The organism is Adhaeribacter rhizoryzae (genome assembly GCF_008629685.1).
GTDB lineage: Bacteria > Bacteroidota > Bacteroidia > Cytophagales > Hymenobacteraceae > Adhaeribacter > Adhaeribacter rhizoryzae.
Window position 1 is genome coordinate 22,557 of the sequence record NZ_VWSF01000036.1, and the last position, 11,052, is coordinate 33,608.

At 42.9% G+C, this 11,052-nt stretch carries 4 protein-coding genes and 1 pseudogene; all 5 read right to left on the bottom strand.

Annotation, left to right across the window (positions count from 1 at the left end; genetic code table 11):
- Positions 1–19: 19 nt before the first annotated feature.
- Complete coding sequence (locus tag F0145_RS25265) at positions 20–1,039, bottom strand: PD-(D/E)XK nuclease domain-containing protein (protein WP_150093347.1); 1,020 nt, start codon at positions 1,037–1,039, stop codon at positions 20–22.
- 761 nt (positions 1,040–1,800) lie between these two features.
- Complete coding sequence (locus F0145_RS25270; protein ID WP_150093349.1) at positions 1,801–2,055, bottom strand: hypothetical protein; 255 nt, start codon at positions 2,053–2,055, stop codon at positions 1,801–1,803.
- A gap of 24 nt (positions 2,056–2,079) precedes the next feature.
- A complete protein-coding gene (locus F0145_RS25275) occupies positions 2,080–6,480 on the bottom strand; it encodes a DUF6443 domain-containing protein (protein WP_190277641.1) in 4,401 nt (1,466 codons plus the stop codon).
- Positions 6,481–6,963: 483 nt separating this feature from the next.
- Positions 6,964–7,899, bottom strand: a pseudogene (locus tag F0145_RS27090) (hypothetical protein); the annotation flags it as partial.
- On the bottom strand, positions 7,853–11,052 hold a 3,200-nt coding region (locus F0145_RS26400), incomplete at its 5' end, for a hypothetical protein (RefSeq protein WP_190277642.1). The pseudogene F0145_RS27090 and the gene F0145_RS26400, both read right to left, overlap by 47 nt.

Genomic DNA, 11,052 nt, shown 5'->3' on the forward strand with positions numbered 1-11,052 from the left:
TATTTACTCCCTTTATTTTTCATTCTAAATGTATAGTTTCATAATCAATAATTATATCCTTTGGTTGAAAGTTTATCGCCAATATTAAAACCTCTTTTACTCCTTCAACCCTTAATTCGTTAACGTAGTTATTTAATTTAATTTGAGTTAATGCAGTACTAACATTTGTATTGTCTGATTTAATTTCAATAAGAAGTCCTGGGTGATTTTTGTTAATTGGGAAAGCACAAATATCATATCTGCCGAAACCGGATTCTTTATTCGATTTTAAATTGTAGAGATTTAATCGACCTTCTAATATTCCAAGAAGATAAACATGATAGTATTTTTCTTTTTCATCTTTACTTATGTCGTGATAGCTCGGTATGAACAAAGCATTTTTTAAATTTTCAGTCAGAAGTTCATAATTCCTTTGAAGTAAAGGAGTTAAAAAGTTTCTCCCTTTTACGTTTACCTCTAATCCTAATTTATAGCTCTCAATAATCTCTTTTAGCTCAATTCCAAAATCTAATTTATCAAGCTCAATCAGTTCTTTTAAATCTTTGATTCTCTTATCTAGGTATTCTTTATATCTCTCTATGAATTTCTGTGGATGAGTATTATTATAACTATCTTTCTGTTTCTCAATCGTTAGGAGCTTTATTGCTTCACTATACTTTTTGTCCTGGATTTTTACTTCAATTTCTCTTTCATATTCATTAGAAATCAAATTTATCATTGAATTTGTAAGCCAGACTAAATCTATGTATAGTACATGACTCATCATTTCATTTGCAGATGTATCATTTTCAACTTCTTTTTTCTCATAAAACTCAATTCCCTTCATCGCTGAATAAATTGCAGGATGAGAAGTCATAGGGACTTTGCCATCTATTGACTTGATGCTTTTTCCTATTTGAATTGAGCATAAAATTTCTTTTCTATCATATGGAATATTTCTATCCGTAAAAAAAGTTATTTGAAATTTATCAATTAGAGCAAGTATTTTTTCCGCAGCTCTTGCTAATTCATAAATACTATAATAGGGCCCGTATTCCATATCTTTTTTTATTGATACTGTTTTCTTTCTTGAGCATAATTAGTGGCTAAAAGGAGTTATTACGCTTAGCCGCCGATCAAGGGTTAGCTAAACGTAATTGCGGCCGTATATATAGTAAAAAATTAATGTATTTAAAGGAAGTACCGGATGGTTTTTAGGAAACGACCATTTATAGAGAAAGTACCAGAAAAAGCCTCTAAAAAAGGTCCGTTCAGCTCACTTCAGAGGCCCTTTCGCCGATAACTCGTATTATGTAAAATAAAGGATAAATTCTGGGTTTCTTTATATTTAAAAGAAGGGTTTAGAAGAAATTCTGACGCCTAGTGTTGCTAGTGGATGAATTACCCGTACTGCCTTGGTCTCACGAATTCCATCTCAAATGTTTTGTTTGGCCCTTTACGCTCCCCCACCATCTATGGCCTATAATTGCACTTATCCTACTTCAATTAATAGTTAATAGTTCTCCTCCAGAAGACGACAAACAGTTGGTAGGAACGAAGCGTTTATTTACCATTGACAACTTCGCCTGCAGCCATATCTATGTAGATAAGGGGAATAGACGAAACTCCGCATCGGACCATTGTTCGATAGCTCAACACTGTCCGATTAAGTAGTGGCTACTACAACTTAGAGATTACTTTGAGCTAATATTTTCTAAGGTATAAAACAATAAAGTCCACTACATAAGCGGACTTTATTGTTTGTGTAATTATAAGCACGAGCTACAAGCCCAGGTCAGTGGGGAAACTTAAATCAGTTACTTAATGTGCACCTAAACTCTCTTTTATTTGATTAATCCAATTAATTAAACCATCATGTTTAGCTAATTCTTCTAACTCCTGCACAATCTCTTCAATCTGATGTTCGCTTTCTCCTCTATTCTCAAGCACAAGAGGAAGATTATGAAGATAGTCGCTTAATCTAAAGATCTTTTTATTACCAATATTATAAGCCTCCTCTCTAATTTCGATTAAAGCACTATAAAGCAAGTAGAACAAAAACTTTCTATTTTCCATGATTCTAATACTTAAATTTAACGTTTAATCCAGATCAGCAGGCCGGTATCTTTCAACTGGCACTTTGGTATCAGGAGTTATATTGCTCTTTGAGTCTGCAGCCCTTTTTTGTAATTCATAAGCTCTGGTATTACCATCAATTAATCTACCTGTATTAACATTAACCTTCATCTTTTGCCCATCTTTCGGTTGAGTAACGCTTTTCATCAATTCGTCATCAGATAGCTTTCCTATATCCTGTGCTGATTTTTTACTTTGGACTGTTTCCTTAGAATGTAATGGGTTTAAGTTCTTTATCTTCATATTGCCATCAGAGTCAGGCAGATTTTCGGACGCATTTACTCTACCATTCTTGTCAGTAGCCTTGAAATTTTTGTCAGCATTCATCATGGTACTCCAACCATGGGCGGCGGCAGCAGAGCCAACTGCAGCGGCCGGAACACTGACACTAGCAGCTAAACTACCTGACGCCACAGTGATGGTTGTGCTTCCTGCTGCTATAACGGAGCCAAGAGCAGTTTCTGCAGCGCCTATAATTATACTAGCAAAGTCTCCTGCTTTTTGGCCTGCCTGAAAATTAGAAGAACCACTCTGTCTAGCTCCAAAGCCCATATTGGTACGGATAGCGCTGGCAAATCCGGTGGCATAACCTAAAGGGTCATCCGGCCATCTACCATCCGGGTCTGTCAATCTAACCGGATTATTAAACACATAATTATACGGCGTCCATGATTCGGCATCATCCGTCATTGGGTCCACGCTATTCCACCGACCGAGTTGCGGATTATACATCCGGGCCCCATAGTCACTCCAGTTCAGGTCAAATTCATGCTGCTTTTCTTTGCCGTTGTACTGGAACTTATGGTCTGGTAAGCCTAACTTCTCGATACCCACCAGGTTCATGCCCCAAGGGTCATAATGATTTTCCTGGATGGTCAAGGGCGTGGCGGTAGTCAGCATCAGGTCATCAAAGAATACCTCTTCCCCGCTCTCCGTGGCCGTAAACACTTCTACGTACCCGTCCTGCTCGGCAATATACTCCAGCTCTAGCTTTTCCCAGCTGTCTTTCGCCTGCTGCGAGAGCACCTGGTAATGACTGCTAATATAATGACCCGTGCTGTCATATACTATATATTTTAAATAAGCCTGCGGTACATTTTTCTCTTTCTGCACCACTTGCGGCGATAAAGCCAGGCCCACACTCAGATAAGGGAACATTGGTTTGCCCCTACCCGGCATGCTGCCCTCCCGCGCTGGTGGCTGGGCTACCTGCATTGCGCCATTGCTCAACACCCAGGCCGCTAAACTGGTCAGCACACTGGCTTTATTTTCTATTTCGTAGTGGCCAAACACTTCCGCCCGGATGGTATCGCCTTTGAACACCGTCAGCCGCTTACCCGGTCCCAGCAGCCTTTTTTCTTTGGCATTCAACCGGGCCGCGTAGCTACCGGTACGCGCCCGCACCTGGTCCTGCTTACGGGTCTGAGCCACATTAGTAAACACGGTATCTTCTTCCGATGCCCGCGAAGCTTCCATCGTGGCCATCAGCGTCGTAGTGGTGCCTTCGGCAAAAGCAACGCGTAAATTCCCTAAATGGTCTTTCAAATGATACTCATATTGCCATTTATTGGTCGCATTGGGCTGGTACAAGGCCCGGCCTTCCGGTGTATGGGCAAACTGCAGCACGCCAGCTTGATACACTAAGCTGCCCACGTAATCGGTTTCCGGGGTGCCTGTCCCGGGTATCTCGGCCCGCTTGCGCAGTTTAGTGCCATCTCCGGCATAGGTGTACAGTATCCGACGGCCACCGTTATAATCAATCAGGGTAGGCAGGTTCAGGTGGTTGTAATTGATATTGACAATGCCCTTGTTATTGTCTTTCTTCAGGTTGCCATTGGCATCGTACTCATACTCGGGCGTGGTCACACTGTACTTATTGACGACATTATTGATGTTCTTATCGTCAAAATCATGCAGCAGCGATGTGCTTTGCGTATCATCTACCCCTACTAGCTGGTTACCTTTGCCTAACTCATACTTATAGCTGAGCTGGTCCATCAGACCATAGGTATAGGTTGCCCCCACCTTGGAAAGTGAGCCGTTGCGACTTAGGTTCAGGATATTGCCGTTCGCATCGTAGCGCATCCCCCATAAGTCATAGTTGCCGTTGGTGGCATCCAGTTGCTCTCCAGCCCAAGCTGTGCCCTTATACGCCCGGAAGTCGGCTTGCAACAAACGGTTGAGCTTATCATACTGGTAGCCGTAGGTGCGCCGCACGGTATCTATGGCACTCTTCCATTTTACCCCGGCAATATTGCCGTTAAAGTAATTCTGGTTAAAGCCATAGTCGTAGCTGAGCTCCATCCCGAACAAATCACCCGTATCGTTGTTGGTAACGCTGTTATCGCTAGACAAGGAGCTGTTGTTGATACTGGTGAGCCAACCCCGAATGTTATAGCGGTAATCCACCGACTGCATGTACTGAAAACCATCGTTTTTGCTGTGCAGCCCTTTGTCGTGGAGCTGGCCCAGCTCGTTGTAGGTATTCCCCACCAGCAGCACTTCGGCTAGGTTAGGCGGGTTGGTAATCTGGGTGGTATCGGTAACCATTAGCTGGTAGTTTTTCAGCAAGCGGCCGGGCACGTCATAAACCATCCGGTTTTGAATTACGTGCTGGCTGGTACCTTTGGTGTGGGTCAGTAGGGTTTTCTCTACCCGGTTATTAAAGCTTTCGTATTTGGTGGTGAGCCGGTCCTTGGTCTCCCCAAATTCATTGAACGCATTGGAAAGCCGCTGAATCACCCGGTACTCGTCATCGTAGTAGTTCATCGACCATATCCAGTAAGTATAACTTAGTCCGAGCACTTTGGACCATTGGCCAGTAACCTGCCCCACCACCCGCTGGTTGCGCTTACTGGCTTTTACCCCGGCCTCCGGCACAAAGGGTTTGTTCTGCATATACGGGTAATTGTAGTCGTCGTAGTAGGTATAGGTCAGCACATCCGCCTCTAAGACATTGGTGGGGAAAGAGCTGGTTATGGTATAACCCGGACCGGTCGAAGAAGTGGGACGGGTTTCAAACTGCGGAGCCGTTGAATTTTTAGCATCGGTTTGGAGCTGGGCGTGGGTGCGGGTATCGGTGATAACACCAGTGTAAATAGGCCGGTTCAGCGCATCGTACTTGGTAAAGCTCCACTTGTTGCCATTATTGGCCCGCTGGTTGCCGTCTTGGCTCATCACCAGCTGGTCGCGTTGGTTGTAGACCAGGTACACCGGCTCCGCGCCCGGCACTTGTTTGATGATGAGGCGCTGCCGCGCATCGTAGTGATAGCGGAACGCCAAGGCACTAACGGCGGTGGAGAATATCCAATTATTCTGGCTCATCTGCTCCACGGCTTTCGGCGGCAACACATAGCGTAAGTTGCCCAAGTCGTCGTACACGTAATACGTAGATAAATACTGCCCAGCGGCTTTCTCGACTCTCTTAAGCACCACCCGCCCCTCTTTGTCTTTAAATTCCTGGGTTTTCGCATCCTGCTCATCCGTCACCTGATTTACATAAAGCTGGCCGGCGGCATAGGTTCCGGGGGAAATCAAGTTGGTACTCAGGCCCGCCTCAATCTGCCAAATTCGAACGGCATCCGTGGTCGTATTGGTCTGCTCCTGGAACCGTTGCGTGTGGCCGGAAGCCAGGTCCCAGTTTTTCCCGGGCGCGGCCTGCTGGAGCACCCGGTTCAAAGGGGAAGCCTCAAACTGCTTCTCGGCGTAGGCAATGCCCGTCCGGGGCAGTTTGTTACTGTAAGAATCGGTCGTAGTGGTATAAAATCCGTATTGCTCCTGCAAGGCATTGGGCCGGTATTCTCCGGCCGTGGTGCCACTGGCCGCCGCAATCGTATAGGGCAGGTAATCTTTACTTTGTCGCCCGTAGGCATCATAGGCAATAGGTTGCACCAAGTCGCGGGTACCCGGTGATTCCTGCCGGGTAACCGTTTGGATGGGGCGGCCTAGACCATCAAAGTAGGTGGTGCTTCTCTGCACGAAACTAGCCCCCCAGCTCGCCACATTGTTCTCATCAACGGTCCCCAGGTAAGGCGTAAAGGTACGCACATAGTTGATAGGGGCCGTGGTAGTGCCGGCTGCCGGCAAACTGCCACCCATCGTTGGAGCAAGAGAAGTAGTACTGGGCAAATTAACCGGTAGTTTAGTAGATGTTGTATTCTTGATAAGGACTACCTCGTAGCTGGTAAGGGTTAATGCTGTAGCCCAATTGTTGGTGACAATACAACGATAGGTGCCTGCAGTAGCATCTACTGGTGTGTTAATCGTATAAATGCGGGTAGTCGCCCCAGCAATATCAATCCAGTTTCCCGCATTGTACTTCTGCCACTTGTAAGCGTTTCCAGAAGCTTCATCTAGCACCCACATTTGGATAGCTTGCCCATTGGTATAATGGAGGGTATCTTTACCACTTTCTTTATTATTAACCCTAATAGGTTTTTGACTATTATAGAAAAAGGTGTAAGGAGAATCTTGATTAAACCCTGTAAAAAAAGGTCGTATTGAAGAAAACCCTAAATTATTATCATATACCCTAAGATCTACAATTGATATATCAGGGATTTGTATAAGGTTTTGAACAGAAGTAAATTGATTACTATGGAGCCAAATAACTTCAATCTCATTTAGACCATTTAAGACTGGAACATCCCCAGATAACAGTTGATTCATTTCTAGATATAGAAATATCAATGATCCTAAATTTCCTATCTCCTTTGGTATCTTTCCAGTAAGGCTATTTTCTCCTAAATCTAAATAATATAAATCTGTTAAATTCCCAATTGATGGGGGAATAGACCCTGTTAAGTCATTTTCAAATAAATCTAAATAGAACAATCGATTTGGTTGTCCCAATGAGGCTGGGATTGGGCCGCTTAAATTATTATAGCTTAAATCTAGTTCTATCAAATTGGTTGAATTTCCTATTAAGGGAGGAATGGAACCAATTAATTCATTATCGTATAAATATAAATAACCTAAACCATTTAGCTTAGTTATAGAATTAGGTATTGTTCCATAGAGATAGTTCTCATGTAAGAATAAATAATATAATTGCTTTAAATCACCTAATGATGAAGGCAATTCACCATTTAAATTATTATCAGACAAATCTATTTCTGTTACATCTCCGTCAGTTACTCCTATGCCAAACCATGTACTAAAATCGGCACTTGTATTACCATTTAACCAATTAGTTGTATCTGCCCAATTAGGCCCATTTGTATAAGTGTATAAGTCTACTAATGCCTGATATTCTACTGAGTCAGGTACTAAATCAAAAGTATTAAAACTCATTTCCTGAGAGATTCCAGCTTCTTGGATACGAGTTTGTGGCTGTTTCTTTTTATTTGACAAGCCGCGCTGCTTCATAGCGAAACGCAATGAGTCGAATTCCTTATAATAGTTCTGCTTTCGATTTAGGGACTCTTCCCTCGTTTCTTTCTTGCTTTGACTATTTTCTTTAAATGGCTTTCGTAGTAGATATTCTTTTCTAAATTTTTTAACCTCTAGTTCTAAGGAATCATTGGAACTAACATCTAGAGGCTGAGCTATTTTCTGTTGTTGAATCTGTATTGCCGTTGCTTGTAACGTCTTTGGAAGATTGAGTAATGCCAGCAGTATAATAAACCATTTTAACTCTCTTCTATAATAGAATATAGATTTGGGAGCTATTGTCATTATTGATTGAGAAGAAAAGCCATACATGCGAAATGGATAAAGTTGTTTCATCAGCTTTTGATTATTGATTAGCATACTGGTAGGTGTACTTTTTGCGAATGAGGCCATTATGGTCTTTTATCAAAGACAAGCGCCCATAGGCATCATAGGTGTAATAAGTAATCAGGTTATTGGCATCACAGCTAGCAGTCTGCCCCACCAGCGGGTCATAGGTGTAAGTCGTCATTTGCGCCTCCACCGGGTAAAGCCGCAGCTCATCCAGATTGCCTGTACCCGATATGGTAACCGTGCTCACACCCGTAATGCGGTGCTCATACAAGTTCCAGCCGTTGATGGTCCGGATTTTAACCGCAGAGCCGGCAATGGTACCGGCAATACTCAGGGCAGCGGCATTCTGGCTCCAGTAGGAAATGATATAAGTCTTACTGGCGGTTAGGCCTGTTTTGGAAATAGCCCCGTTGCCTAAGGCATAGTACCTTTTACCGGTGGGAGCCACACCATTGGTTCTTAGCGTCGAATTGATGGTCCAATTACCCGTTTCATCGGCTTCAAAGGAGGTATAAGCAATATCCGCCTGAGCGGCATTTTTCACTTCGGCTATGGGATAGGTCTTGTTATAGCCCCACAGGTAAGACATATCCGCATCCTTTTCTTTGGCTACTGTTAACACATTGCCGCTATTTATGTCATATGCTTTATAGCGCAGCCGGGGTTCGTAAGCATTGGTGCCTTGGCGGGTGCTCACTATTTCGGGCGCGATGATATTATTACCCCAATCTTTATAAATTGTCTTGACACTCTCCAAGGACATAGTATTCTTGTTTTCATGCTGCTCTACCACGTAATTGAGCATGTTGCGGGTGATCATAGCAGCGTGGGGTGTTTCTGTTGCTATATCGAAAGGATATTTGTTTTGGGTAATCAGGCTTTGATTATCCGAACTTTCGGTTTTAATCTCACTTACTAATTGCTTGGCATTGTAAGTGTAATAAGTATTTTTAGCAATAGCCTGACCAGTCTCGGTAGAATCCAGCTCAGTGGTAGAAATAAGATTTTTGGCACCGATTTCGATTACATAGCTTCGGTAAGCATATACTTGTGTCCTTTGACTCGAATAAACGCTGGCCCATAAGTCAATGTATCGATTAGCTTGGTCAATTACTTTGTCCTGGGGAAAAATGTGCGTCCTTTCCACGTGTAAACCCGTTACTTGCTCTGCTGGAATATTAGCATAGAAATTTGAAATCCGTTTCCGTAAGCTATAGGGCTTGGGACCGGTAACTTTTGCGTAGATTGATTTTTCTCTTAATACATTTTCTTCCCACAGCCGATTCATATAAATATGATACCGCGGCATTGAAATACCGGAAGCATATAATAAAGTACCTGGTGTTTGGTGAAAGAAGTCGTATTTATATACCGTCTTGCCGATATTGCTCGTTTTGGTACCCTCGTACTCGGTCACTTTATTATAAATAACCGGTTTTTCCGCTAAATAACTGAGAGCAGGAAGAAAACCGGAGTAAAAGGTTCTTTCCCGATACGTTCCACCTCTGTCACAAACGTAGGTTCCTGAGTAACAAGTGGTAAGAACATTAGAAAACATATACTTGGACTCTGAACGCATGTATTCCGGATGGGGCTGCAATTGCATGATGCCCCAGTTTAATCCATTAGGCACATCCGTTTCATATTCATACGTCTTGTAATAAACATTTCCGGCCGCATCGCTCGACTTGGATTGTTCTAAGCGTAAACCACCCCCATTCCGAATTTGCAAGGTTTGGTCATCCTGGTACTTATTTAACCCGTAGGTGAATTCAATGTTGCCCCCAGTGGGATAGGTAATCTTTTTTAGAACCCCACTTTTCATTGCGTCTAAATCCGACTCCCGGTTATAATCCGGGGAGCCAAATGTTTGGTTAGATATATTCCCTTGGGTCACGAAACTGACCGTAATAGGAGCCAGCATCACTTCTTTACCTGAGGCATTGTAGTATCCCCACCAATCACAATGTCGGAAATCAATATAATTTGGTATAGTGGGAACAAACTTCATAGGGTAATATTCAAGCGAATATTTTTCAATGGTTGCCCCAGCATTACTCTTGAAATGAATTTGGTCTAATTTGTTTACGGCATATAAATCACCTGTTAGGCCATTCGCAAAGCCATTTAAAAAGGATTGCGTAAATTCAATGGTTTTAATTACACTATTACTTTTATTGATAATCTGTATGTTTTTGACAATATCATTGTGCAGAGAACTACCGGCCGGCAGACCCGTATGAAAGTTAAATTTTATTTTACCCTCTTTAAACTTAATCTCAGTTAAGCGTTGCAGATTATATCCACTTCCTACATTAGGGGATTGCCTCCATTCAAAGTGGTCATTAGGAAAGGATTCAAAATACATGGCCCAATCATCTATCAAGACATAGCTTTGATTGGCACTGTAGTGTTGTCGGTAAAAAGCGGTGTAAGTGAAAGAGATGGTGTCCTTCTTATCCGCCGAGATAATCTTCCGAATTGTCCAAGAAGAAGTGACACTTTCGGTTCCATTATGGAGAAAATCCTCTCCTGGTATAAATTGGTATATTATTCCCTTATCATCGGTGATATTAATATAATCTAAATGGCTGGCCTCCCATTCCAGTTTATAGGGTTTAACGGGTATAAGGGCCGGGGTCTTAACGCCATTGTTATCTTTAAAGATAAATTTGCCACTGCTGCCATTTAAGGAATAAGAAAAAACATCGTATTCGGAGTCGCGCCAGGTATCGACACCTTGGCCATACTTCTGAGCCTTCTCATAATGTTCTATTCCCACTAGGTACTGAAAATCCGCTTCGGTTTTTGAATCACTTAGCTGTCCTTCTATTTTCAACGGGTTAACAAAGGGGTAGGTGCCCACACTGGCCGATCCTAAATCCGGTGAGCCGTAGACAGTACGGGATATCATCCCGCCCGCATTTAAAGACCACCCCAAAGCAACCGGTCCATTCTGGTCCGAAACTTTTCTCCCGGAGGCATGATAGCTAAGGCTAATAGGAACGGATAAACTGCCTGACTTTACTTCATAAAGTGGTACATTAATGGAAGGTACGCCCGTGGAATAATCAACCGGATAATCTAAAGGCTTAAATAAAGCCGCTGTTTCGGGCGAGGGTGGAATTATTTTAGGGAGTGCTGTTTGAGCCCAGCTTTTACTTACAGTAATACCGGCACATTCAATTATCAATAGGCAAAGCAAGGCCACCC